The 25,275-nt window shown below is 51.9% G+C and carries 22 protein-coding genes and 1 tRNA gene; 11 read left to right on the plus strand and 12 right to left on the minus strand.

Features of this window, described 5'->3' with window-relative positions:
* Nucleotides 1–56: 56 nt before the first annotated feature.
* Nucleotides 57–1,169: a twin-arginine translocation signal domain-containing protein gene (locus tag IPQ00_13835; protein ID MBL0241643.1), complete on the minus strand. Its 1,113-nt coding sequence runs from the start codon at nt 1,167–1,169 to the stop codon at nt 57–59.
* A 215-nt stretch (nt 1,170–1,384) separates the two neighbouring features.
* Between IPQ00_13835 and IPQ00_13840 the strand changes: the two genes are divergently transcribed.
* The 4 genes from IPQ00_13840 (at nt 1,385) to IPQ00_13855 (ending at nt 4,850) form a co-directional block, all read left to right on the plus strand.
* Complete coding sequence (locus IPQ00_13840) at nt 1,385–2,809, plus strand: MATE family efflux transporter (GenBank protein MBL0241644.1); 1,425 nt, start codon at nt 1,385–1,387, stop codon at nt 2,807–2,809.
* A 105-nt stretch (nt 2,810–2,914) separates the two neighbouring features.
* A complete protein-coding gene (locus tag IPQ00_13845) occupies nt 2,915–3,556 on the plus strand; it encodes a leucyl/phenylalanyl-tRNA--protein transferase (GenBank protein ID MBL0241645.1) in 642 nt (213 codons plus the stop codon).
* A gap of 1 nt (nt 3,557) precedes the next feature.
* The gene (locus tag IPQ00_13850) at nt 3,558–3,752 is read left to right on the plus strand and encodes a YwbE family protein (GenBank protein MBL0241646.1); all 195 of its coding nucleotides are present in this window, start codon (nt 3,558–3,560) and stop codon (nt 3,750–3,752) included.
* A gap of 51 nt (nt 3,753–3,803) precedes the next feature.
* Nucleotides 3,804–4,850, plus strand: coding sequence for a saccharopine dehydrogenase NADP-binding domain-containing protein (locus tag IPQ00_13855; protein MBL0241647.1), 1,047 nt, complete (start codon nt 3,804–3,806; stop codon nt 4,848–4,850).
* On the opposite strand, the gene IPQ00_13860 is transcribed toward IPQ00_13855, so the two are convergent.
* From IPQ00_13860 to recF, 4 genes are all read right to left on the minus strand, one after another.
* Nucleotides 4,847–6,409 carry a beta-lactamase family protein gene (locus IPQ00_13860; GenBank protein MBL0241648.1) on the minus strand — a complete coding sequence of 521 codons (1,563 nt, stop codon included), beginning with the start codon at nt 6,407–6,409 and terminating at the stop codon, nt 4,847–4,849. The genes IPQ00_13855 and IPQ00_13860 overlap by 4 nt on opposite strands.
* A gap of 297 nt (nt 6,410–6,706) precedes the next feature.
* On the minus strand, nt 6,707–7,261 hold the full coding sequence (locus tag IPQ00_13865; GenBank protein MBL0241649.1) for a hypothetical protein: 555 nt from the start codon (nt 7,259–7,261) through the stop codon (nt 6,707–6,709).
* 17 nt (nt 7,262–7,278) lie between these two features.
* Nucleotides 7,279–9,693, minus strand: coding sequence for a DNA topoisomerase (ATP-hydrolyzing) subunit B (gyrB, locus tag IPQ00_13870; protein ID MBL0241650.1), 2,415 nt, complete (start codon nt 9,691–9,693; stop codon nt 7,279–7,281).
* Between the two features lie 173 nt (nt 9,694–9,866).
* Complete coding sequence (gene recF / locus IPQ00_13875; protein MBL0241651.1) at nt 9,867–10,967, minus strand: DNA replication and repair protein RecF; 1,101 nt, start codon at nt 10,965–10,967, stop codon at nt 9,867–9,869.
* A 151-nt stretch (nt 10,968–11,118) separates the two neighbouring features.
* On the opposite strand from recF, the gene IPQ00_13880 reads away from it, so the two are divergent.
* From IPQ00_13880 to IPQ00_13895, 4 genes are all read left to right on the plus strand, one after another.
* The gene (locus IPQ00_13880) at nt 11,119–11,628 is read left to right on the plus strand and encodes a TlpA family protein disulfide reductase (protein ID MBL0241652.1); all 510 of its coding nucleotides are present in this window, start codon (nt 11,119–11,121) and stop codon (nt 11,626–11,628) included.
* Nucleotides 11,629–11,791: 163 nt separating this feature from the next.
* Nucleotides 11,792–11,877: transfer RNA gene (locus IPQ00_13885), tRNA-Ser, on the plus strand.
* A gap of 171 nt (nt 11,878–12,048) precedes the next feature.
* Entirely contained in the window at nt 12,049–12,666 is a 618-nt protein-coding gene (locus tag IPQ00_13890) for a TetR/AcrR family transcriptional regulator (protein ID MBL0241653.1), read from the plus strand.
* Complete coding sequence (locus IPQ00_13895) at nt 12,663–14,516, plus strand: long-chain fatty acid--CoA ligase (GenBank protein ID MBL0241654.1); 1,854 nt, start codon at nt 12,663–12,665, stop codon at nt 14,514–14,516. The genes IPQ00_13890 and IPQ00_13895 overlap by 4 nt, the downstream gene beginning before the upstream one ends.
* A gap of 2 nt (nt 14,517–14,518) precedes the next feature.
* Here IPQ00_13895 and IPQ00_13900 read toward each other — a convergent pair whose 3' ends face one another.
* Entirely contained in the window at nt 14,519–15,514 is a 996-nt protein-coding gene (locus IPQ00_13900) for an SLBB domain-containing protein (protein MBL0241655.1), read from the minus strand.
* A 172-nt stretch (nt 15,515–15,686) separates the two neighbouring features.
* On the opposite strand from IPQ00_13900, the gene IPQ00_13905 reads away from it, so the two are divergent.
* Genes IPQ00_13905 through IPQ00_13915 form a run of 3 tightly spaced genes read left to right on the plus strand, consistent with a single transcriptional unit; the run spans nt 15,687 to nt 19,863 of the window.
* Nucleotides 15,687–17,633, plus strand: a complete 1,947-nt coding sequence (locus tag IPQ00_13905) for a polysaccharide biosynthesis protein (protein ID MBL0241656.1) — start codon at nt 15,687–15,689, stop codon at nt 17,631–17,633.
* 6 nt (nt 17,634–17,639) lie between these two features.
* Nucleotides 17,640–18,632: a UDP-glucose 4-epimerase GalE gene (galE, locus tag IPQ00_13910; protein ID MBL0241657.1), complete on the plus strand. Its 993-nt coding sequence runs from the start codon at nt 17,640–17,642 to the stop codon at nt 18,630–18,632.
* 28 nt (nt 18,633–18,660) lie between these two features.
* Complete coding sequence (locus IPQ00_13915) at nt 18,661–19,863, plus strand: aminotransferase class I/II-fold pyridoxal phosphate-dependent enzyme (GenBank protein ID MBL0241658.1); 1,203 nt, start codon at nt 18,661–18,663, stop codon at nt 19,861–19,863.
* Between the two features lie 26 nt (nt 19,864–19,889).
* Here IPQ00_13915 and IPQ00_13920 read toward each other — a convergent pair whose 3' ends face one another.
* The 6 genes from IPQ00_13920 to IPQ00_13945 form a co-directional block, all read right to left on the minus strand.
* A complete protein-coding gene (locus IPQ00_13920; protein MBL0241659.1) occupies nt 19,890–20,390 on the minus strand; it encodes a hypothetical protein in 501 nt (166 codons plus the stop codon).
* Nucleotides 20,391–20,514: 124 nt separating this feature from the next.
* Nucleotides 20,515–21,558: a hypothetical protein gene (locus IPQ00_13925; GenBank protein ID MBL0241660.1), complete on the minus strand. Its 1,044-nt coding sequence runs from the start codon at nt 21,556–21,558 to the stop codon at nt 20,515–20,517.
* Between the two features lie 81 nt (nt 21,559–21,639).
* A complete protein-coding gene (locus tag IPQ00_13930; GenBank protein MBL0241661.1) occupies nt 21,640–23,244 on the minus strand; it encodes an FAD-dependent oxidoreductase in 1,605 nt (534 codons plus the stop codon).
* Nucleotides 23,241–24,764, minus strand: coding sequence for a polyamine aminopropyltransferase (locus IPQ00_13935; protein ID MBL0241662.1), 1,524 nt, complete (start codon nt 24,762–24,764; stop codon nt 23,241–23,243). The genes IPQ00_13930 and IPQ00_13935 overlap by 4 nt, the downstream gene beginning before the upstream one ends.
* A gap of 83 nt (nt 24,765–24,847) precedes the next feature.
* Nucleotides 24,848–25,108 carry a DUF350 domain-containing protein gene (locus tag IPQ00_13940; protein ID MBL0241663.1) on the minus strand — a complete coding sequence of 87 codons (261 nt, stop codon included), beginning with the start codon at nt 25,106–25,108 and terminating at the stop codon, nt 24,848–24,850.
* A 2-nt stretch (nt 25,109–25,110) separates the two neighbouring features.
* Nucleotides 25,111–25,260, minus strand: coding sequence for a hypothetical protein (locus tag IPQ00_13945; GenBank protein ID MBL0241664.1), 150 nt, complete (start codon nt 25,258–25,260; stop codon nt 25,111–25,113).
* Nucleotides 25,261–25,275: the final 15 nt, after the last annotated feature.

Genomic DNA, 25,275 nt, shown 5'->3' on the forward strand with positions numbered 1-25,275 from the left:
CAGTTTATGAGTATAGCGATTAAGGTCAACGTTTTGAAAGCTGTTGTTCTGATAATTTAGGGAAAAAACGGAGTCAACACCTTACGAGTCGCGTCGGCATAGGCTCGTGCTCCCGCCTGATTCGGATGACCGACGGACGCGATTTCACAATATCGGACGGGGTATTTCAGGCCGGTCGATCGTTTTAATTCCGATAACTCACGTCGGCAATCATCACGCCTGCTTTCATAGAGAGAGTCTTCGGAACGACCTTTTCTCCCTAGCCGGAACAGCAGTGTATTTGGTGTTTCGAAACAAGTGTCGGTTGTGATTGGCGTCGGAATAAACACCGCCCGCGAGTTTGTCGATCGGAGATTGAATTTTTCGATCGCCAACCTGAGGTTTCTGTCCGATTCCCTTACCCATATATTAGAGAGCCTGATCACCTTTCGCTTTATCTTATTGAATATGAGCGTCCGCGTCATTACGTTATTTGCCACGGGTTTGAGCGGACGTGGAAATGCCATCGACTCGAGCCAGCCATTAAATACACGACTACCTACCGATACATTTGAAATGATCGGAAAGTACCCGACGATCGCAATGATCGCGTTTGGATTATTTAGAGCGGCGTGCTCCATCAATTCAAACATATCGTCTCGGCAGAATTTTTCGATCAAACCCGGCAATTTTTTCTGATCGCTGAACGGGTTGAGCAATTTTTCGACCGCTATGTCGGTAATACCGCCCGAGATCAGGATCAGATCGGCACCTTTAGGTTTACCGACAGCCCTATATTCATCGGCAGCGACCTCGATCTGTTTCCACATACTTGGAAATCCGACGTTTATTTCCGGATCGTAATAAAACGTCTCTTGCCGTTCCGCTCGTTGGTATGCAAGTGATTCTTCCTTGCGAAACTTGATCGTGGCGCCCGAGTGTGCTTTTACCTTTACATCGACTTTGCGCTTGTTTTGGAAAGCCTCACTGGCCAACCAGTTGGCCGTAAGTGTATATATCTTATCCTTTTCTTCAAGGCCTTGGCCCCAAATGAACGAGTCTCCGATAACCAGCATATTGAGATCGCCGGCCTCGGCAAGCGCTTGCGAAACCGCAGACTTTCCATCAACTAAGAGCATTGCCGACGCAAGTCCGAGGGCCTTTAGAAAATGTCTGCGAGATATGTTCATCTTTATCGGTATTATACCAATAAAGTTTTTGTCCGCATCCGCTCGATCTAATGATTGCGAAATCGGCGTTTGGTATGTTAAATTCTTGAAACTATGATTCCGCTGAGCCGCTAATTTAACCGCAATAGTTGCGCCGATCCGTTCGCCATCACGTATTCGGATAGGTATTTCCCGCACTTGCCGTGTGATCAAAGTCTGCTCGTATTACGAGGTTTATGTCTGCTGACCGCAAATCTCCGCCTTTGGAGACCTTAGATAATTCATTTTGGGCGATCTTGCTTGAAGCGGTGCGCGGTTCGAGCAGGGACCTTACCGTTGGCCCGATCGGGCTCGCAATACTTCTGCTCGCGGTTCCGATGATCCTCGAGATGTTGATGGAAAGCACCTTTGCGATCGTCGACATCTTCTTTGTGGCCAAACTTGGGGCGGATGCCGTCGCGATCGTCGGCCTGACCGAGTCGGTCCTGGCACTCATATATGCGATGGCGTTCGGGTTAGCGATCGGCGCGACGGCGACCGTTGCACGCCGCATAGGCGAAAACAACCCGGAGGCGGCAGCAAAGTCTGCGGCTCACGTGATCTACCTCGGTGTGATAACGTCGGTCGCGATCAGTATGATCGGCATCGTATTTGCACCGCAGATACTAACGCTCTTAGGCGCCAAACCGCACCTGCTCGAAGAAGGATCGCGATTTATGCGGATCATGCTCGGCGGTAACGCGGTCGTGATCTTCATTTTTTTGCTGAATGCGATATTTCGCGGGGCGGGCGACGCGGCGATCGCGATGCGTGTGCTTATTTTGGCAAACGGCCTGAATATCGTACTTTCGCCGTGCTTTATCTTTGGCGTTGGATTCTTTCCCGAACTAGGAGTGACGGGTGCCGCCGTCGGAACTACGATCGGCCGCGGGATCGGAGTCGCGTATGCGGCGTGGCGTCTGTTCAGGCCCGGCGGGCGGGTGCACGTCGGTCGCGAAGCCTGGCGCCTTGATCCGAGCCTGTTGTGGAAACTCCTGAAATTGTCGTCCACTGCGGTCTTTCAGCTTTTGGTGGCGACGGCGAGTTGGACGGCGCTGATGCCGATAATCGCGGGATTCGGCGAGGTGGCGATCGCCGGATACGTAATCGCCCTGCGCGTGGTGATGTTTGCATTGCTGCCCGCTCTCGGGCTTAGCAATGCCGCCGCGACAATGGTCGGACAGAATCTGGGTGCGCGCAAACCGGAGCGCGCGGAGGCGGCGGTGTGGAAAGCAGGTTGGTTCAACGCCGCATTCTATTTTTTGATCGGTGTGATATTTTGGCTGTTTTCTCACGCAATTATCGGAATATTTACGACTGAGCCCGACGTATTGCGATACGGTACGTCGGCTCTGCACATCATCGCCTATGGATTTGCGTTTTACGGACTTGGGATGGTCCTCGAAACGGCGTTTAATGGCGCCGGCGACACGCGGACGCCGACCTACCTAAATCTGTTGATATTCTGGATCTTTGAGATACCGCTTGCTTATCTTTTGGCATATCGATTTGAAATGGGGCCTGACGGCGTTTTTTGGGCGATCACGCTTGCATTCTCACTACTTGCGATCGCCAGCGGACTTCTATTTCGGCGTGGAAATTGGAAGGAGAAGGTGGTTTAAGTCCGCCGTGTCTGCGTCATATCCGCCAAGGCGTCTCTAATGTAGAATTTGTCTATGTCCCAGATCGATTTTCCGGATCCGCTCACATACGATTATCCCTCGTGGATGATCATCGGCCAATTTATGTATCCGGCCGGCGGAATTGTGCATTTTGGCGGGCGGTTGACCGCAGAGAATGTCGTACGGGCCTACCGAATGGGAATATTCCCCTGGTACACGGAAGGCATCCCGTTGCCGTGGCATTGCCCTGACCTGCGAGCGATCATCGAGTTTGACGAGTTGAGGATATCGCGAAGCTTGGCAAAGATCCGCCGCGGCAGTGAATTGCGTTTTACGATAGATCAAGATTTCCCCGCGGTTATTCGCGAATGTAAGCGAGCGTTTCGGCCGGGTCAGCAAGGCACTTGGATAACACCTGATTTCGTAAGGGTTTACACCGAACTTCATCTTGCGGGGATAGCTCATAGTGTGGAAGCGTGGGATGCCGAAGACAATCTGGTCGGCGGGCTTTACGGCATCGACGCCGGCGGCGTATTTTGCGGAGAATCGATGTTTTACAAATCGCCTAACGCCTCAAAACTCGCACTATTGCACCTCATCGACCACCTCAGCGATCGCGGTTCGAACTGGCTTGACGCTCAGGTGATGACGCCGCATATGCAGGCACTCGGTGCGATTGACATTGACCGTGAGGATTTTTTGGATAAACTCAAAGCAACGCAGTTACAGAACCTGACTATTTTCTAATATGCCGCATCGCGAACGCCAAAATATTCGTCCCGGTCAACGAGTCGCTATCGTCCTCAAACAGGACCAGCGAACCGGCAAACAAACCGTCGGTATGGTGAAAGATCTGCTGACCAATTCCCCAAATCATCCGCACGGTATCAAGGTGAGATTGACGGACGGTCAGGTCGGGCGGGTGCAAAAAATTATCGAATAAACGTCCCGGCACTTTGCGTCCTTAGCGGCTTTGCGTGAAAATCCTTTCAATATGGCAAATACTTTCTTGATCTACGGAGCAAACGGTTATACCGGTGAATTGATCACGAGGTTTGCGGCGGAGCGTGGTCTGAAGCCGATACTTGCGGGGCGTAATGAGGCGAAGATATCCGACTTGGCTGGTAAGTACGGCTTTGAGCATCGTGCATTTTCGCTCGATGACACCGCAAAGCTCGATGCGGCTTTGCAGGAGGTCGATATGGTTTTGCATTGTGCGGGGCCGTTTTCGATCACGAGTTTGCCGATGGTCAAGGCGTGTCTGCGAAACCGCAAGCACTACACCGACATCACCGGTGAGATCAGCGTATTTGAAACGTGTGCGGCGATGGACAAAAAGGCACAAGAAGCCGGTGTGATGATAATGCCGGGCGTGGGTTTTGACGTGGTGCCGAGCGATAGCCTTGCCGTGCATCTCAAGAATCGTTTGCCGTCGGCGACGCATCTTTCACTGGCATTTTACGGTATGGGAAGGCTGTCGCACGGAACCGCCGCAACGATGACGATGAATGTCGGCAATGGCGGCGCGATCCGCAAGGACGGTAAGATCACGCCCGTTCCGGCGGCGTGGAAAACTCGTGAGATCGATTTTGGCGAGGTGACAAAGACCGGCGTCACTATTCCCTGGGGCGATGTCGCGACCGCGTACTACTCGACCGGCATACCGAATATCGAGGTGTTTACGATCGTCCCAGCGTCTAATCTTAAGATGCTCAAAATGAGCCGCTATATTGGCTGGCTACTAGCTACGGGACCGCTTCAACGCTATCTGCAGGGCAAAATTCCGGCCGGTGGCCCGAGTGACGCGGAGCGCGCTAAAGGCGGAACGTTGCTTTGGGGTGAGGCATCGGACGCCGACGGGAACAAGGTCGAATCACGCTTGCAAGGCCCTGAGGGATATACGATAACCGCCATCGCGGCGCTCAATATCGCCGAAAAGATTCTCGCCGGCAACTTCGCGCCCGGCTATCAAACCCCGGCCAAAGCCTACGGCGCCAATCTGATCCTCGAGATAGAAGGCACCGCCCGCCAGGATGTTTAATTCCTCGATTTTGGCACTTCCCTCGCCCTCAATTCCTGAATAAGCGGAGGATTTTCAGGGCTGAGGGTGAAATAGACCTCGATATTTAGGTTTTCGGCCTCGATTATGAATCGTCCGCGAAGCCCATTTTCGGGGATCATTTCGCGGACGGTAACTATCTTACCGGCCTTTGCCCAAAGCTCGGCATAATCCTTTTTCAAAAGGTCTATCGGATGGTCCGGGAAGAAATTCTCGGCAAATATCCCGCTGTTTTCGGCGCTGTCCCACGCCGGGATGACCTTTAGTATTTCGGCTTTTCGCTGGGCCAGTATGCTTGAGACCGGAAGTTGTCGGGGCTTGAGGTCGGCGGTTTTGACCATGAGGTCGAGCACCTGCAGATTGACGTTGCCGAGGCTCGCGTACGTTACATTGCCGAATGCCACGACGCCGATGCCGTATTCCGGCAAGATCCGCCATTGACTGCCAAATCCGGGCAGCCCGCCGCTGTGGCCAATGTAGGTACGGCCGTCGCAATCGCGTAGCCAGGCGAGGCCATACGTGTAAGCACCCGCGGTCGCGCAGACTCGTCCGCCGGGATATGTGAAATTCAGATTCAGCCCGTTGAATCGCCACGGATGATGCATCTCGCGGACGGAGGCACGCCCCACCGGGCCGGTCTCGGCGGCATTTGACGGCGGCCAGGCGCTCAGATGAAACGCCATATATTTGCTGAATTCATCGATCGACGAGATCATACCGCCCATCGCTCCCCACGAACCGTCCGGCGTGTCGTGCAGCAGCGTTTCTTCGTTCCAGCGTTCACGCTCCCAACGGTAGCCGTGAGCGAGCTTGTCAGGAGCAACATTGGCGTATTCCCATTCCGAGGTCGTCATCCCGAGCGGCCGCCAGATGTTTTCGCGAATGTACTGCTGATACGGTTTGCCCGAAACCTTAGTGATGATGCGGCCGAGCAGAGCAAAGCCCAGATTGGCGTATTCATAGGCAATCCCCGGCGGGTTTGAAAATGAAACCTGCTTTTTTAGAAGCTCGGACAGATCCTTGTCAGTATCGGCTAGTTGGCGGTCACCCCACGGGTTGTCCTCGGGAAAACCGGCTCCGTGTGACAGCAGTTGGCGGATCGTGATCGGCCTGGAGTCCGCGGTCGGGTATTTCAGGCCTTTCATCTCGGGCACGTAGAGATGCGCCGGATCGTCGAGCCGTAGCTTGCCGTCGTCGCGCAGTTTGAGGATCGCCATCGCCGTAAAGCTCTTGCTCATCGACGCGATCCGAAACAATGACTGTGACGTTACAGGCGTCTTTTTTTCAATATCCGTATAGCCGTCGTTGCCCGCAAAAACGAGTTTGCCATCGACCACGATGCCGAATGCAATGCCGGGGAAATGATTTTTGGCCGCGTGATCCTTATAGATCTTTTCGATCGCCGGAAAGGTCTGCTTTATCTTGTCCAACCTCGCGGGGTCGCTAAACTCCGCCGATTTGTACGACTGATCAAACGTGACCTGGCCGAGGACGGATAGACACAAGACAAGGATAAGGATCGCGCTCTGGATGGTTTTCATTTGGTTTGCTCCGAAAAGGTTCTCTCACAAAATATCAGAGCCGACCGCTAAAGCAAACCTGACGAACCTAACGGGAACTCCGGGTGTGTTATCGCCGGCGGCGAGAAATGTATAGTGTGAACATTTCGAAATGTCATCGTCGATTAAGGCGCGGTCCGCCGGTCAATTGGTTTTACCCAGAATGTCGCGGTTTTGTGAATGAGTTGATCATCAAAAAGCCCTCTTTTGCGGGCAAAAAAAGGCGGCGATCTCGTCTGCGAGATCGCCGCTGATCGGTCGGAATGGATGTTTTAGAGCCTAGGGTGTGTCGACTCGCTTGCCAGGGACGAGTTTGATCTGTTTGAGGGCAGTACCCGTCCATTCGTAAAAATAGTTTCCGCACTTTACCCTGTCGTCGTCGAGACCGCCACCTGGAAAGCCCGTTAGGATGACGAGGCGGCTGGTTGCCTTGGAATAGATCGGGCCGGCATCTTCATCGCCCAGGCCCGGAGCATCCTTTGGCAGTCCGTTTTCGGGAAGCGCACAAAAGCCAAATCCGACGCCGGCAAACTCCTTGGGAAAGAAAACCCGCCCGTTGCGGGCATCAATTATTGCCCACTGCGAACAGTTCGTCCCACATCCCCAACCAGTGAGCACATAGTGGCCGGCAAAATTCACACCGCCCTTGGCGGCATTTCGCAGATTAGTGCGAAACATTCGCGCGTCCTTATGACTCTTGAGATCGACCGTGATCACGCGTTTTTTGTCAGTAGCGGACTTGTACTGAGAGAATGTGGGCAATTTCTGCCCTTGTGCGATGGAGCTTAGAGAAAAAGCGACTACCGCTAACACTATCAACTGACTTAATTTCATATTATCCGAAGGCTCGCCTATACGTCGAGATTCTTAACGTCGAGAGCATTGTCCTCGATAAACTTGCGTCGGGGTTCGACCTGATCGCCCATCAGCACAGTAAAGATACCGTCGGTCTCGATGGCGTCTTCGATACGGACCTGGAGCATCGTTCGCTTTTCGGGATCCATAGTGGTCTCCCATAGCTGTTCGGGATTCATCTCACCAAGACCTTTATAACGCTGGATGGTCAGATCTTTTTTGGCCATCGTCATTACCTTTTCAAGCAGCTCTTCGCGACTTGTCAGGGTCTCGCTCTTGCCGTTTTCGCCGAGCACGAATGGCCCGGAGAAATCTGCGTCGAGCACTCGTTTGAGCTCGATCGCCTTTTGAAACTCGACAAAGCTTGCGAGATTCCAGTCGACCTTGAGCGTCTGGCCATTTGGATAAATGACGTGAATTTCGAGCAAGCCGTGCTCGGTGTCGCCGCCAAGTTCGGCGTTGTAGCCCGCATCGATCAGCTTACCTTCGATCTCTGCCATCATTTCCTGTTCGCCAAAGACCTTTCGGAGGCGAACTTGATTTTTGGTAAGGACGCCGTCTGTCCCGGCAAATGCGTCGAGCAAGAGGTCAGCAAGCTTGCGGTCATTAAACAATCGACGAGCGACACGGTCAGCGTAGTTCCCGAATTCGGTCGTCTGCTCGAGAGCCTTTGACAGCTCGCGGCCCTCGACCGCGCGTCCGTTAGACGTGATCTGAGATTCGCCGGTCGCCATCCGCATAAGGTAGCGAAACATCATCTTCTCGTCCTTGATGTACTCTTCCTTTTTACCGCGTTTGACCTTATATAGTGGCGGTTGGGCGATGTAAACGTAACCGTTCTCCAGCAATTCGGGCATCTGGCGGTAAAAGAACGTGAGCAACAAAGTGCGGATATGGCTGCCGTCTACATCGGCGTCGGTCATCAGACAGATCTTGTGATAACGCAGTTTATTGATGTCAAAATCTTCTTTGCCGATACCGGTACCGAGCGCCGTGATCAGAGCTTTGATCTCGCCGGAGCCGAGTATCTTGTCAAAGCGGGCTTTTTCCACATTGAGGATCTTACCCTTGAGCGGTAAAACGGCCTGATTCTTACGATCACGGCCCTGCTTGGCCGACCCTCCTGCGGAATCACCCTCAACTATATAGATCTCTGACAATGCCGGATCTTTTTCCTGACAATCCGCAAGCTTGCCGGGCAATGTCGATGTCCCAAGTGCAGATTTGCGGACTATCTCGCGGGCCTTACGGGCAGCATCGCGGGCGCGGGCGGCATCGACTGCCTTACCGACAATCTTTTTCGCGACATTCGGATTTTGCTCAAAAAACTCGCCGAGCTTTTCGTTCAAAAATGATTCGACCGGGCCTTTGACCGGCGAGTTCAGCTTGCCCTTTGTCTGTCCTTCGAATTGCGGTTGCGGGATCTTGACCGAGATGACAGCTACCAAGCCCTCGCGGACGTCGTCGCCGGTGAGCGTGACCTTAGCGTTTTTTACCATACCCGAGGATTCGGCGTAGGCGTTGATGGTCCGCGTGATCGCTCCGCGAAAACCGGAGAGATGCGTTCCACCGTCGACGGTGTTGATGTTGTTTGCAAACGAAAAGATCTTTTCGTCGTAGCTGTCGTTGTACTGCATCGACACCTCGATCGACAGTTCGTCCGCAACGACCTCAAAGTACAACGGTTCTTCGTGAAGCAGCGTCTTGTTTCGATTAAGGTGCTTTACAAATTCGGCAATGCCGCCTTTGTAATAAAACTCGTGTGATTTCTCCGGGTCTTCGCGCTCATCCTTGATATGGATACGGATGCCCTTATTCAAAAACGCTTTTTCGCGAAGTCGCTCAGACAGTTTTTCAAAGCTATAAACGGTCGTTTCGAAAATGCTGGAATCCGGTCGGAATGTGATCTTGGTACCGCGTTTTGAGGTTGTACCCGTCTGCTTGAGCGAGGCGACCGGAATGCCGGCCTCGAACTCCATCTCGTGCGTTTTGCCATCGCGCCAGATCTCCAGACGCAAATATTCGCTTAGAAAGTTGACGCAGCTCACGCCGACGCCGTGCAGGCCGCCCGAGACCTTGTACGAATTTGAGTCGAACTTGCCACCGGCGTGCAAGATGGTCATCACAACTTCGGCGGCGGAACGGCCCTCTTGCTTGTGGATGTCCGTCGGAATGCCACGGCCGTTGTCGATGACCGTTACCGAGTTGTCGATGTGGATCGTGACCTCGATGGTGTCGCAATAACCCGCCAGGGCCTCATCGACCGAGTTATCGACGACCTCGTATACCAAGTGATGAAGTCCGATCTCACTTGTTGAGCCGATATACATCGCCGGGCGTTTCCGCACGGCATCACGGCCCTCAAGGACGGTGATCGAATCTGCACCGTAATCTGTCTTTGCTTTAGCCAATTTTATTAAACCTCTCGAATAGATGCCTGTAACATATTTGGCCGAAGAACCTCTACAAATCCAGTATCCGGCGGACACTGAGTAGGAGAAAATTCTCCAGCCTGATAGAAAAGGGAATTATAGCATTTTTCGACCATTTGTGACAGCGTTTCAGACGCGCAAACGCTTTGATTTCATCGCCTTTCAGCTACGCCCTCGCGCACATCGAAAATGCACGCGCCAGTCCCAAAGCGTTCGACAAAACTCTCTTTCGAAGTGGTGACAAAGGTCTGAGTTTTGCCGTCGAGGTAATCTAGCAATTGGCCGATCCGGCGATAATCGAGTTCGGCATCAATGTCATCGAGCATATACAGCGGATATTCTCCTCGGGTGGCGTGAAAAACTGCGATGCCGGCAAGCTGAAGCAGCAAAAGGGCACTTCGCTGTTGGCCCGACGACCCAAATCGGCGAATATCGTGACCGTCGAAGCTTACCGCCAGATCATCACGATGCGTTCCGATAAGCGCGTGCCCCGCCGCCAGTTCGGCCTGCACGCGCAGAGCCAATCGGTCAGTTATCAGCGCCTGATAGTCCGCGAGATCGCCCTTGTCTTCGAGTGACGACAGATACCGGATCGTCAACTCTTCGCGCCCAAACAGCTTTTTTTCAAGCACCTCATTTATCCGCTCAACAAATCGTAAACGCGCACGATGGATCCGCGTTGCCAGCATCGCCAACTGTTCATTCCAAGGCGCGAGAAGCGCCGAGGCCTTGTCCAGCGAATAATCACTGTCACGAGCGTTTGCAAGCAGCGAGTTCTTTTGCCTTACCACACGATTGTAATCCGTGAACGTCTGCACGAAGGGCGGATGGAGCGATACGATCCCACCGTCAAGAAATCGGCGCCTCGCATCAGGCACGCCGCGTATCATCTCGAGTTCGTCGGCGTTAAAGACAACGACGTGCATTTGGCCTAGGTAACGTTGGACGGTCTCCTTTTTATCGTTGATCGAGAGATTTTTGGTATTCCCCTCGATAGCGACTTGTAGCTTTCGGGTTATCTCAGGCGATTCACGGACCATTCCGGAAACGACTGCCAGACTTTCGCCGAAGCGTATGGCGTCCGTGAGTTTAGGTGTCTTAAATGATTTGGTCAGGCCGCAAAGATAAATGGCCTCAAGCCAATTGGTCTTTCCGTGGCCGTTGTCACCCGCGAAGATATTGAGTCCGTTACTGAATGAGATTTTCCCGTTGAGATTGCGAAAATTGAGGATTTCGAGAGATTCGAGCAGCATTTTTGCAATTTTAACATTTATACCGGATGCCGTCTTTGATCCGCGGTTTGAGCCGATAACGTATTTTATTGAAATCCGACGGGAATAACACTTTATTTTAAAGGATGTTAAATTTTTTTTAACATTACTTTGTGTGCAATAAAATATCCCGATGCAGTTACTAAAAATACTTCTACTCATTGCTCTCCTAATGACGCCGGCTTTGGCTCAAAATAGTTTACGGGAGGGCGACCTATCGCCCCAGTTTGCCGCACCAGGAATTAAAGATTCGTTTTTTGATCTTTCCGCAATGCGCGATTCCGTCGTGCTTCTGACATTTTGGTCTACAAAGTGCGAAATCTGCCGAAGTGAGATACCTCAACTCAACCGCTTTAAGAAGCGGTTTGAAGGCCGCCCCGTCGAGTTTATTGCGGTGACAATGGAAGACGAGTCGCGAGTTGAGCCGTTTCTGCGATCGAATAAATTCGATTTTTCGATCATACCGAATGGGTTTGGGATCGTATTGCAGTACGCCGACCGTGACAGACAAGGACGCGTCGATATGGGCTTTCCGGCTTATTATCTCATCGACCGCAGCGGCAAAGTTGCATATCGATCGAGCGGCTGGGACAAGGTGTCCACAATGGAGTCAAAGATCGATCAATTGCTCGCTTCAAATTAAAATCTCAACTAAATTTTTCGTCGAACCTGATGGTGACAGCTCTCTCCGGCGACCGGCGCCGGGGGCGTCTAACGCATTCGAGGAGCTCTCGGGCAGAAAACTGCTTCGAAATCGTTTGTCTGCGCGTTCGATTTGGGGTATATTTTTGAATTGCCTCAATTGCGGAGAGGTAGCCTAATTGGTAAGGCAGTAGTCTTGAAAACTACCGCGAGTGATCGCTTGCAGGTTCGAGTCCTGTCCTCTCCGCCACCTATTTTCCCTTTTTACAAACAATTATTTTGCACACACTGCCACCAAGTGTCGACTAGCGCGCGGTATTACACAAAAATTACGGTCGATCGGGGTATTTTTCTTGATTTGCTACGGCGTTATGGTATAGCCTAGTGCAAACTGAATGATGGTTCATTCATAAGCTGCACTATGTCCCGAACAAACCGGAGCGGTCAATCCGCAAAAACTGTAGTCATCGATAAACGCGAGGCGATTCTGCGCGCCGCGACCAAGGTTTTTGCCGTTAAGGGCTATTTTAACTCGAAGGTGTCCGATATTGCGGGTGAAGCCGGGATAGCCGACGGAACCGTCTATCTATATTTTAAGAGCAAAGAAGAGGTTCTGCATTCGATCTTTGACCGTGCGATGAGCGAATTTATCGAGGAAGGTAAGCGAGAGATCAGCGGCATTGCATCGCCCGAGCAACGAATCCGAAAGATAGCTCAGCTTCACTTGGAGAAATTGGGTTCGGACCGCGATATGGCGATCGTCTTTCAGGTGGAACTTAGGGGCTCGACAAAGTTTATGCAGGAGTTTTCGGCCGCCGGATTTAGCGATTATCTAGACATCATCCGGCAGACGATCGAGGACGGGCAACAGGCAGGGACCCTTCGCAGCGACATCAAGCCGATCATTTGCGCCAAGATACTGTACGGAGCACTCGACGAGATGGTAACCAACTGGATACTGTCGAAAAGATCTTATCCGCTCACACCGATGGCTGATGAGGTTTTAAAAATATTCTTCGGGGGGGTGATGAGCGGATGACCGACGAAAAGGTTTCGACTTCGCCGGTTTCGCGCGGAATTCCGCTCAACCCGGACGAACCACACACGCTTGCCGATCTGTTCCTGCTGTCGGCCAAAAGGTTCGATCTGCCCGACGCTCTAAATTTCAGAGCGGACGGAAAGTGGAATTCGATCTCGGCGGTCACGATGGTCGAGCGGTCGGAGAATATTGCCTTAGGCCTGTATTCGCTCGGGCTCGTAAAAGGAGACAGGGCAGCCATTCTTGCGGCAAATTCTCCGGAATGGACGCTGTCAGATGCGGGCTGCCAGTTTGGCGGATATGTCGATGTCCCCATCTACACGACGCTGACGCCGGAATCAGTAGGCTACATTATCAATGATTCGCAGGCCCGAGTGGTCTTTATTCAGGACGTCGCGATGTTTGAACGGATCCGCGACGCGATCGCCGCGTGCCCGTCGATCGAAAAGCTCATATTTTTCGACAGCACGGGTGTCGATCACGAAATGGCGATGGCTCTCACCGAACTCGAATCTGCCGGAGCGATGTTACGTTTGGCGGAGCCCGACCTCTCGGGATCGCTGCGTAAGGCGGTAAGCCCAGATGACATTGCGACATTGATCTATACGAGCGGCACGACCGGCGAGCCGAAGGGCGTGATGCTCACCCATTCGAACCTGATCTCAAATACGATCGACGCTAGCGAGCATTTTGAGCTCTCGGGGCACGACATTTCGCTCTCTGTGCTACCACTATCACACGTTTTTGAACGCACCGGAATGTACATTTACATACTCTCCGGTTTAGGCGTCTACTTTGCAGAATCGATTGAAAAGGTCCCCGAGAATCTGAAAGAGGTCAGGCCTACGATCTTTATCGGAGTTCCGCGAATTTTTGAAAAGGTCTATGAAAAAGCTCGGCTCTCTGCCGCACGATCGAGTCCAATACGCGAAAAAATCTTTGACTGGGCAATCGAGATCGCAAAGGAATTTGCGCTTGCAAATGAAAATGGCATTCCGGTAAGTATGGCGCTTGCGGCCAAACATCGATTAGCCGACAAGATCGTCTATGCTAAGATGCGTGATTTTTTTGGCGGTCGGCTTAGGTTTTGCATTACGGGCGGTGCCGCACTTTCGGACGATATCCAATTGATCTTTACAGGCGCAGGGATATCGATAATGCAGGGTTACGGCCTGACCGAGACCTCGCCGGTGATCTCATCCAATAATCCGATCGATCATCGTCTGGGTACTGTCGGTAAACCGATCCGCAATGTCGGCATCAGGATCGCCGAGGACGGTGAGATCGAGGCTCGCGGGCCGGGCATAATGCTTGGCTACTACAATAAGGAAAAAGAGACGCGGGACGTTTTTACTGATGACGGGTGGTTTAGAACCGGCGATATTGGACGTCTGGACGCTGACGGATTCTTGGAGATCACGGACCGAAAAAAGGAACTATTTAAGACCTCGGGTGGTAAGTATATTGCCCCGACCCACATCGAACAGATGATCAAACATTCGCGCTTTGTAAATCAAGTCGTACTTGTCGGCAATGAGCGGCGTTTTCCTGCGGCACTGATCGTACCCAATTTTGAAATGCTCGAGTCGTATGCTCACCTCAAGGAACTCGATCTTAAGACTCCCGCAGATTTCTGCCAAAACGCCCGCATCCGTAATCTCTTCGAACGCCAAATCGCAACGGTAACTGAGGGATTGGCTCAGTTCGAAAAGGTTAAGAAATTTATCTTGTTGGAAAATGAATTAACGGTCGACGGAGGCGAATTGACGCCAACGATGAAGTTAAAGCGTCGCGTCGTCGATGAAAAATATCGTGAGCTGATCGACGAAATGTACGCCGACCAGTCATAACTCTAATAGAGTATGCTTGACCCTAGCCCGCCCGTCATACTGCTCAGGCCTGTTCGGGCGGCACCGGTCACGACCTCGAGGATAGTTTGGCCAATACTCTTTTTGGCCTTATCAACCTCAATGATGTCGTAGGGCTCGAGCATAATGTCCTTTTGCTGGCCTTTCTTTATCTGATCGTAGTTTGCGGCGATCACCTCTCGCTCTTTCGAGTTCGGTTTTAGCCTGTAGATCTTGATATCCTTGGTCTTGGCCTCGCGTCGTACACCGCCGATCTTGGCAATAGCCTCGGTCAACGTCATTCCGCCCTCTTTTAGATAAACACCCTGCGGGGCAACGACCTCGCCGGTAACATAAACCGGTGATGCCTTTTGCACGACGATGACATCGCCGGGATAGATTATCGGATTTGCCTCTTCTTTACCTAGTTTAACGCTGCTTAGGCTAAACATTCGCGACGGCACGTCAGTCGCATCACCGCCGGTCATTTTCCAGTCGCTATCATCGTTTCCGTCTGAGCACAGCGGAGCCCGTGTGCGAAAGACCTGTATCATTCCGCCCGCTTCATCCTTAACACCGCCTGAGACAGCGAGTATCTCCACAAGAGTGGCCTTTCTCATCAAGGTGATCTCCTGCGGTTTATTTACCTCGCCGTAGATTGTAGCCGGCGGACGACTCTTGCGCTCGGTTACGCGGACGCTGATCTGGGGATTTCTGAGGTACTTAGCCAACAATGCGCTAATGTCGGTGCGCAACTCGCGTTCGGAGCGACATTTGGCAACAACCGGTTTGTCGAAGAAAGGGACTTCGATCTTGCCGTCCTCGTCGACGGTAGCAACAAAGTCGAACTGCGGCTCGCCGAGAACTTTACCGGTGATCTCATCGCCGGGGCCGACCATATATCCTTTCGGTATGGCGGTATCGGTCGGCGTTGCCTGAGCAAACGCTATCTGCGACAAACCCAAGATCATTACCGAGACAAATAAAAACGCACCTTTCATTAAAAATCCTCACAAAACGACTGCCGCTAAAGAATAACCTACAAAATTGCGCTATTCAACCGTTTTTCGGCGTAGCCACTGAGATATTGGATGAGTATTTTGCATTGACAGTTGCGCTGTCGTCAAAGTAATTTCAGAATAAAATAACCGGTTAGCGATTTTGGTAAGGTAAATGAATCAAGACGATCAGATAAGTGAGAATTTTTGGTTCCTGCGGCGTCCGCTTCAGTTTTTGGCGGACGTGGTGGTTTTATGCGTGGCGTTCTTTATCGCCTATCTTCCGGCCGTCAACATTCAGCTCGGCGAGTATTATGTCGAGACCGCTCTTCACCAGTTACCATTTGTTGTCCTTGTACAGCTTTCGACATTGTTTCTGGTCGGGGCTTACTCCATCATATGGCGGTACGTCAGTATCGAAGACATTAAAGTATTTTTGAAAGCAGCGGCGATCTCGGGTGCCGTTCTGATCATTTTCCGGTTCGTCTTGATGTTCACCAATTTTAACTGGTGGCAGGTGCCGATCTCGGTGATCCTGATCGATACGATGATGGCGTTTGGCGGTTTGCTCGCTCTGCGTATCACGCGCCGTTTCGTGTACGAACTCGACGAAAAGAATCGGACATATTCGGGACGGAAACGCGGTAAGCAAAAGCCGACACTGCTCGTCGGCGCCGGGCGAATGGGGGCGACGCTTGCAAAGGAAATGCTGGGCCGTGCGGACGCTGAGCTTGAAATACGCGGTTTTGTCGACGACGATCCGCGTAAGCGAGGCGGAAGCGTTAGCGGCGTCAAAGTGCTGGGGACAACGCGCGACCTGCCGCGGCTTGTAGATGAGTTAAATATCAAACAGGTTGTGCTCGCGATCGATCAGGCACAGGGCAAAGAGATCCGCCGGATAATGGATGTCTGCAGTGCGATACCGGTCAAGGCACAAATTGTTCCGAGCCTCAACGAGATAGCCCACGGCCGAGTCTCGGTCAGCCGCATTCGCGACGTACAGATCGAGGATCTGCTCGGCCGCGATCCGATCGAACTCGACGATCAAAATCTTCACGAATTTTTATCCGGCAAGACCGTAATGGTGACCGGCGCGGGCGGCTCCATCGGGTCCGAGCTGGTCAGACAGATAACGAATTACGCTCCAAAGCAGATCTTACTGGTCGAACGGGCCGAGTTTTTCCTCTTTCAGATCGGCCGCGAACTTACCAACACATACTCTGACGCTAACTTTGTACCGCTCATCGCTGATATCGGTGATGAACCGCGAATGAGAGACATCTTCGCCAAATACCGCCCGGAGGTCATTTTTCACGCCGCAGCCCATAAGCACGTGCCTTTGATGGAAGTGAACTCTTCTGAGGCGATCAAGAACAATGTCTTTGCGACCAGAAAACTGGGCGAGCTGGCGGGCGAATTCGGCGCGGCTGATTTCGTTATGATCTCGACCGACAAAGCGGTCAATCCGACCTCGGTGATGGGAGCGTCAAAGCGAATTGCCGAGATCGTGATCCAGGATTTGAAGCATTCATTTCCGACTCATTATATTGCCGTCAGGTTCGGTAACGTACTCGGATCGGCCGGATCGGTGGTGCCCATCTTTCGCGAACAGATCGAGAAGGGCGAATCGATCACCGTCACCGACAAGGAAATGACGCGGTACTTTATGACGATCCCCGAGGCATCGCAACTTGTTCTGCAGGCCGGTGCACTCGGTGAGGGCGGCGAAATATTCATACTCGATATGGGGCAACCGGTCAAGATACTTGACCTCGCCGAGGATATGATTCGCCTGTCCGGTTTGACGCCGTACGAGGACATCGACATTCAATTTACCGGTATCCGTAAAGGCGAAAAGCTGTTCGAGGAACTCGAGATAACAGGTGAAAACCTTTTGAAGACTCGGCATCCCAAGATCTTTATCGGCAAGATCGCTACATATTCGCGGCCTGAGGTCGAGAATATTCTCCGAGAGTTCAGAAACGCTGTCGAAGTACAAAGCGAATTTCGTATTCGAACCATCTTTAACGAGTTTTTGCCCGAGGCGACGATCACACAGATCGATCCGGGTGGCGGCGACAAGTTTTTTACGCAAGCTCAACTCGGTACGGCCGAGAAATAGAAATCAATGGCAATTTTGGTAACAGGCGGGGCAGGCTACATCGGCAGCATCGCGGTCGATGATCTGAAAGCTCGCGGCGAGGATGTCGTCGTTGTGGACAATCTGGTTTACGGCCATCGCGAGGCGGTCGATGCCGATGTTCCCTTTTATCACGGTAATATTGGCAACCGCGACCTTCTAAACCGCATTTTTGCGGAGAACGATATTGAGGCCTGTATGCACTTTTCGGCATACGCCTACGTCGGCGAATCAGTCGAAAAGCCGCAGAAGTACTTCGAGAACAACTATGTTCAGACTCTGAGCCTGCTTGACGACCTGGTCGCCAAGGGTATTAAGAAATTCATTTTTTCGTCTACCTGTGCGACCTTTGGTGAGCCGCAGTATCTACCTATCGACGAAGCACATCCACAATCGCCGACAAATCCGTACGGCTGGACCAAATTTATGGTCGAGCGGACGCTGTCGGCGTACGAAAATGCATACGGCCTGAGCTTTGTCGCCCTTCGATACTTTAACGCCGCCGGTGCGACCGCGACTCGCGGAGAAGATCACTTTCCCGAAACCCATCTGATCCCACTTGCTCTTTACGCTGCCGGAGGCCGCATTCCGCACGTGTCGATCTTCGGCAACGATTACGATACGCCGGACGGGACCGCGATCCGTGATTACATACACGTTTCCGACCTCTCAAGCGCTCATATGTCAGCACTGGATCATTTGCGAGCCAATAATGAGTCCGAATTTATAAACCTTGGTAACGGAAATGGCTATTCGGTAAACGACGTGATCGAAACTGCCGGACGAGTTACGCAACGACCGATCAAGACGGTTATCGCTCCGCGGCGGGCGGGTGACCCTTCGAGATTGATCGCGAACGCCGCCAAGGCTCGTAGGGTCTTAGGTTGGGAACCGCGATTTCCAACGCTTGAAACAATTATCGAGAGTGCTTGGGCGTGGTACAGTGCAAATACAGCGGGTTACTCCGGCACGACCCGTTAACGATTGTAATAGATCAGAGGATGGTTTTATGTCAGACGCTAAAGTTTTGAAAAATCGCATCTCCCGAAAGGCAGCAAGCTTCACCGAATCGGTCATCCGCGAGATGACCCGCGAGGCGGTCAAATATGGTGCGGTCAATCTGGGACAAGGTTTCCCCGATTTTGCCGCCCCTGAGGACATCAAGCAAAAGGCTATGGAAGCGATCGCCGCGGACTATAACCAATACGCGATCACGTGGGGCGTTAAGAGCTTTCGCGACGCGATCGCCAAAAAAACAATGTGGTTTCTCGGGCTCGATCTCGACCCTGAGACTGAGATCACGGTCACTTGCGGATCGACCGAAGGGATGATCGCAGCGATGATGGCGACGGTAGATCCCGGCGAAGAGGTCGTGGTATTCGAACCGTTTTACGAAAACTACGCACCCGACGCTATTCTCTCGGGCGCAATACCACGCCACGTGTCGCTGTATCGAACTGATAACGGATTTATATTTGACCGCGAAGAGCTAAAGGCGGCCTTTAACCATAAAACAAAGGCGATCATCATCTGTAATCCGAATAATCCGACCGGAAAGGTCTTTACACACGACGAGTTGGTGTTCATCGCCGATCTCTGTAAAGAACACGACACGCTGTGCTTTACCGACGAGATCTACGAACACATTATCTACGGCATCGACGAGAATGACCCACAGTCTCACCACTGTATGGCCAATATCGACGGAATGCGTGAGCGAACAGTCGTCGTAAATTCACTCTCAAAGACCTACTCAGTCACGGGTTGGCGCGTCGGTTACTGTATCGCTCCGCCGGATATTACATCTGCGATCAGAAAAGTGCACGATTTTCTGACGGTCGGGGCGGCCAATCCACTGCAGCACGCTGGTGCGTATGCACTCGGGCTACCGCCAAGTTACTATCAAGGCCTGCAAACTGAGTATCTCCGCAAACGTGACTTTATCGTACCGGTGCTCAAGGATGTCGGATTTAAGTGTGATTTGCCGGATGGGGCGTATTACGTAATGGCCGATATTTCCAATTTCGGTTTTGCCAACGATATCGAATTTACCAAACACCTCATTCGCGAGATCGGCGTCGCGGTCGTTCCTGGATCGTCCTTCTATCACGAAGCCTCGATGGGAGCTCAAATGGTGAGATTTTGCTTCTGCAAAAAGGACGAGACGCTCGAGGCAGCGGCAGAGCGATTGATCAAATTGCGGAAGGGTTGATCAGTGCTCAAACCGCGACAATTGTCTTAATTATCCTGTTGCCGCCGAATCACGTCTTTGGCGAGTTCGTTGGCACGACTGCTGTAGTCGCGGGCATCTTCCATCAGCTTTCGATAATTTTCGCTTCGTGTTTTGAACTCTTCTTTTACCTTTTCGCGCATCTTCACGTCTTTCGGGTCATAACTGTCGCGGAGAAGGCGCGCAGCCTGCCGATAGTTTTCAAATGCCTCTAGTTGCCTCTTTAGAGCCTCTTCTTTTAATCGCAGATACTCACGGTAGTCGTCATTGATCTGCATTTCCTGTGCCTTTTGGATCTTTTCGACAGCAGCCTTGCCAAAGGCAGTGCCGTCATTGATCAGATACAGCACCTCGTCAGCTATCTTTTTTGCGGACTCAACATCGTTCTTTTCCATGGCGGCCTTGAGGTCTTCGCGTTTCCCTTCATTTTGCTGATAGAGAACCTTGATCTTTGTCAGATCCTTGTTAGCATCAACTACGATCAGAGCGGCATCAGCGGTCTCGTCCAACGGGCTTATGATGCTTATTCCGCCCGAACGCCGACAAGATGTCAGAGCAAACCCCAAGATTACCGCCACGGCCACGGTCAGGCACAATCTTAGGTTCGCTTTTGTTAGCTGTATGTACAATTATTTACGAGATAAATTTTATGCCCGGATTGCCGCTTTTCCGCCATATAAACCCGTCAAGGACATAATGCGTCAATTGCGGAAGAGCGAGCAACGGTACGAGCCACATCTTGAGGCCGCCCCAATTCCAGTCGCCACCGAAGAGCCATTGTTTTTCGTGCCAAACGCCGCGATGCCAGAATAGCTCCTCGATATACGCGAGAGCCCAAAGCGTGGCCAGAAACACTAGCCAATTTGACGATAAAGTGCGATAGACCGGCCCGGCAGTTTCGCGTTTCATACGGGCGTAAAGATATATGAGTGCGAAATATGGCACGCCGTGAATAAGAATATTGGTCACGGTGAACGCATAGTCCGAATTGAAATACACGATCCCGACGTACCAACAAATGGCAGTCGTTGCCACAACGATGTCTTTGCCTATATTCAGAAATCCGACTATGACGTATTGGTACACCGACTTGACGGCATAGACCGTCAACGCCGCCAGGTAGATCGGGAATAGTACTGTTTCGACTATCGTGGGCAAGCGAATGAAATCGTTTTGAACAAACCACTCAAAGTTTCGCGGCAGTTGCGTCATCCAGTACGCGAGCGGATAAACGCTTGCGAGATAGACTGCCGACGCATCGACCCACCAAGTCCAACGCTCGGTCTCGCCCAGCTTTCGCCGATAGAGATTGACCCAGCCGTACTGCTGCCGGACAAAATGAAACACCGCGATCGCCGCCAGCACTTTCCAAAATACAAGTTCGCCCTCGGAATACAGAGCGACGCCGAAGGCATAGCCAAATATCGGGACAAGTGTGTACAACCAGAACCGACGCTTAAATTCCCCTTTATCAAAATAGACACGAAAACTGGTCGACCAAACGTGTGCGACGTCAATCAGCAACACCGCCGAAACCCAAGTCCACTCAGGCGAATCACTATTAACGATCCCCATCTGCCAACCGATGGCCAAAAGTAAGAGCGACAAAACCGCGCTCCCCAAAAAGACCGCGAGATCAGTATTGCGTGAGAACAGCCAGCGATCCGAACCGTCCAAACCTTGGGTCACCGATGGCTGTCCGACGGGCTGATGCAAACTAATATCGATCTCTGAAACTTGTTGCATTTCTATGCGATTTTAAGTCGTGGTCGCCAAAACGGCCTTTGCTGCGCGCAATCCATGATAAAACGCTTCTTCAAAAAGTGCGACGCCGCTGAGGTCGGTATGGGCAAAATGGATGTTGCGGTACGGCTTCACAGCTTTTTCGCGGATGCCGCTCCAGATGAAGTTGGGACGTGGGCTGATCATCGCGTGCCCCCAACGCATAATGTCGATCCGGGTTGTGAGCTCGTAAATATCGCTGTGCGCTCGTGAAAGGTCGGTAAGGCAAACGTCGGCGAGCTGTTTCCAGTCGTAATCGAAAAGCTTGGTCCGACCGTCCTTTTCGTGACACATCGGATAATAGTAGGTCAGTACCGTCGGACCATAATCGATGCCTTTTTGGTGAGTTGCCGTCACGTACCCGAGCGATGGGCTCTCATACAATACATTGTCCCAAGAAAGCGGAAAATCCTTTGCAAATCGCGGCTTTGGCCGATCTTTTAAGAATAGATTGGCGACGAACCACGCATTGTGCTGAAACTCGCCGGCGGCAAACGGTGCGTCATCGCGAAAACCTCTAATTAGGTATGGAGCCGAAAACATCGGCGACGCATAGATCACCTTTTCGCAATGAATACCGCGAAGATCATTACCATCCAGGCAGATGACATCGACGCCTTTGTCGGTCGGGGTGATCGAAACTGCCATTTGGGAACGCCGGATGTGGTCCTTTGCACTTTCGGCAAAATGATGGACAAATTGGCCATTGCCCTCGGGAACTGTAATGAACGGCTGCGACTCGACCCCGCTCTTTCGAACTCGCGAACAAAAATAGAACAGACCGACCCACGCGGACGCCTGATCGGCCTTTAGACCATAGTCGTCGCGCGTTGCATAGTCGCAATACCAATAGAGCCGCTCTGAGGTAAATCCGTTTTGCCGTAGCCAATCGGCAAATGAGATCCTGTCGAGCGAGGTCACGCTCGGGTCATCTGAGCAACCCTCGAGCGGGACCACAAAAGCACGCCTTCCACCGGCATCGCGCCAACTGACCCATTCGTCGATTCGCCGTTGAAACTCGGCGAACTGACGTTTATCTTCCTCGTCGGCACCGACGGCCAGATAAAGGCCTTCGTACCAGCGGCCTTTGTAGTAAAGGCGTTCCTCCGGCTCACGACACAGAAACTGTTCCTTGACGACGACCTCGCCCTGAGCGTCACGGCCATCAGTTAGCAACATCTCATCCAGCAGCGAGATAAGTTCCGTATTTTCCTGAAACGGCACAGGCAGATAATGTGCGGCCCAAGGGTAACTGACCGGTTCGCCCTTGCCGCTTATAGATGTGCCGCCGACATCCTTTTCAAGTTCGAGGAGAACAAAATCGTTGAAGTGTTGCTTTTTAAGTTTCCAAGCGGCCGAGAGACCGGCAATGCCGCCGCCGATGATCGCTACCTTTTTTGTTTCCCAATTACCGGACGGCACATCAAAGGTTCGGTTTTCGCGCAAGATATGCCCTAGCGCAAAGGACTGGCCGACGATTCCCCCTTCAGGGAACACTCGCGGTTGATCTAACCGGCACGCCGCAAATGCGAACGGTGCACCCAGAAACATTGTCAGCAACTCACGGCGGTTAAGATTCATTGCTCAAAACGGCGCCACTCAGCCTCGTAGTAGCGGACCAGCGATTGGTTATCAAGGCGGTTGATCTCGAGCTCTTCGTTCGGCATTGAGGTGTCGGCTGGAAATTCAAAAAGTGACGCGAACGTGTCGCTGTTCAGGAAGCGTAACTCGATTCCGGGCCGGAGCGACTGGGGTTTTTCAAACGGTTGGAGTTTTACGAGAGCAAAGCCCCAGATGCCAAAGCTCGGGACAGTTGTCTGATAGGGTCTGACCGTATAGCCACTTGCCTCGAGCGTCTTGACCACACACCAAAATGACTTGCGTGCGATCAGTGGTGAGGTAGTCTGTATCACCACGGAGGAGTCAGGCCGAAGCTTCTGTTTGAGAAGATTGTAAAACCTCGTCGTATACAGTTTCCCGAGCGCAAAATTGTTAGGGTCGGGGAAATCGACGATCGCTATGTCGAACGGTTCGGCTTGCACACTGTCCAGCCAGACAAATGCGTCGGCATTCGTCACGTGGACGCGCGGATCATCCAGCGAGTGTTTGTTAAGTTCACCGAGTGCCGGGACTGCGGCCGAGACCTTAGTCATATCCGGGTCAAGATCGACTAGCTGAATAAATTCGACAGACGGATATTTTAATATTTCGCGGACGGCAAGTCCGTCGCCGCCGCCGAGAACCAAGACGCGGCGTGGATCACCCGTAAAGGATGCAAATGCCGGATGCACGAGAGCCTCGTGATAACGATATTCGTCAAACGAATTAAATTGCAGATTGCCGTTTAGAAACAGTGCGTAGCCCGTTTTCCCTTTTGTCACAACTATCCGTTGGTAGGTCGAGCTTTTTGCGTAAATGATGTTATCAACGAACAGTGCATCCTCGGCAAGTGTGGTCAGGCGGTCCGCTTTGATAAACGCAATGGCCAACAATGCGAGTATCACGAAGCCCTTGACCCGCATTATCGTGACGTTTCTCTTCAGCAAAGGCAGCAGAAGCCACGTCCCCCAAATGCCGACGGCCGCATTGAGCATTCCAAAGAGCAACGAGGTACGGGTAAGGCCCAATTTCGGCACAAAAAATATGGGGAAAAGCAGAGATGCGGCTAATGCACCGATGTAGTCAAACGCCAAGACTCGAGAGATCAGGTCCTTAAAATCCATTTCGTCCTGCAGGATCCGCATCAGTAGCGGAATCTCGAGGCCGACCAATGTGCCGATAATAAATACGACGGAGTAGAGAACTACGGAGAAATACGAGAGATTGGCAAACGTAAGGAACAACAGCGGTGCTGAAAATCCACCGATGACGGCCACCGCAAGTTCGATATCAATGAACTTCTCGGCAATGTGCTTATCAATAAATCGAGAAAGCCACGAGCCGACGCCCATCGCGAATAGATATATGCCGATAATCAGCGAAAACTGTGTGACCGAATCGCCCAGGACATAGCTTGAGAGCGTCCCGGCAAGCAGCTCATAGATGAGTCCGCAGGTGGCAATGACAAAGACATTTAGAAAAAGCAGCGGAGCACGTTTCATACAAACGGAAAATTAATAGCGGAAAACGGAAAACGAAATAAACCTCGGTCATTTTCCATCTTCCACTTTCCGCTGTGTGTAGATCAGTTGCCCTGAATTGCGGCCGAGATGATCATTGCTACGCCGATGATAATTGCTCCGATGATGATCGCGAGCGACGTATTCTGATCTTCTTCGATCTCCTTTTTGACCGAAAATGGCGAAACTACAACCACAATTATAAAAGCGATTGCAAACACGATCAATCCGATCGCGACAAAGATCACTGTAGTCGTAAGAACAGGCAAAAGTTCTTCAAGCTTGACGACCAAACCGAGAAACGGGGCGATCGATAAAAGACTCATCATCATTTTCCTCCACGAAATCCTGAATAAAAGAACGGCACTCCCAAGCGCGATTTGCTGCCTGAATTAGCCAACTCCCAGCCGAACCACGCCGCCGAGGAGTATGCCAGCAGTACACCGACACCAAAGACAATATAGAGCTTTTTCCACATATATTTTCCTTGCTA

This window comes from Chloracidobacterium sp., from assembly GCA_016720705.1.
In the GTDB taxonomy this organism is placed as follows: domain Bacteria; phylum Acidobacteriota; class Blastocatellia; order Pyrinomonadales; family Pyrinomonadaceae; genus OLB17.